Origin of the sequence: Rahnella sp. RFA10(1/100) (genome assembly GCF_004195115.1) — a bacterium.
Classification (GTDB): Bacteria; Pseudomonadota; Gammaproteobacteria; order Enterobacterales; family Enterobacteriaceae; genus Rahnella; species Rahnella perminowiae.
The window spans coordinates 1-983 of the sequence record NZ_SEWR01000022.1 but is presented as its reverse complement, the minus strand read 5'-3'; the positions used below and the strand labels follow the sequence as shown (position 1 = coordinate 983).

The following is a 983-nucleotide window of genomic DNA, read 5'->3' as shown; positions in this document are numbered from 1 at the left end:
AAAACCTACGGCGGTTCTGCACGTGCATTCGACCAGATCGATAACGCACCAGAAGAAAAAGCTCGTGGTATCACCATCAACACTTCACACGTTGAATATGACACCCCGACTCGTCACTACGCGCACGTTGACTGCCCAGGGCACGCCGACTACGTGAAAAACATGATCACCGGTGCTGCTCAGATGGACGGCGCTATCCTGGTTGTTGCTGCAACTGACGGCCCTATGCCTCAGACGCGTGAGCACATCCTGCTGGGTCGCCAGGTTGGCGTTCCATACATGATCGTGTTCATGAACAAATGCGACATGGTAGATGATGAAGAGCTGCTGGAACTGGTAGAAATGGAAGTTCGTGAACTTCTTTCTGCTTACGAATTCCCAGGCGACGACATCCCGGTCATCAAAGGTTCAGCGCTGAAAGCACTGGAAGGCGATGCAACGTGGGAAGCGAAAATCATCGAACTGGCAGAAGCACTGGACAGCTACATTCCATTGCCAGAGCGTGCTATCGATAAGCCATTCCTGCTGCCAATCGAAGACGTATTCTCCATCTCCGGTCGTGGTACAGTTGTAACCGGTCGTGTAGAGCGCGGTATCGTTAAAGTAGGCGAAGAAGTTGAAATCGTCGGTATCAAGGACACTGTTAAGTCAACTTGTACTGGCGTTGAAATGTTCCGCAAACTGCTGGACGAAGGCCGTGCAGGCGAGAACGTGGGTGTTCTGCTGCGTGGTATCAAACGTGAAGACATCGAACGTGGTCAGGTTCTGGCTAAACCAGGTTCAATCAAACCACACACCAAGTTTGATTCCGAAGTGTACATCCTGAGCAAAGATGAAGGTGGTCGTCATACTCCATTCTTCAAAGGCTACCGTCCACAGTTCTACTTCCGTACAACTGACGTGACCGGTACTATCGAACTGCCAGAAGGCGTTGAGATGGTAATGCCTGGTGACAACGTGAACATGGTTGTTACGCTGATCCA

Annotated in this window: 1 protein-coding gene; it reads left to right on the top strand. The window is 51.0% G+C overall.

Going from position 1 to position 983, the window contains the following annotated elements:
- On the top strand, positions 1-983 hold a 983-nt coding region (gene tuf / locus ETV65_RS24710), incomplete at both ends, for an elongation factor Tu (protein WP_129955688.1).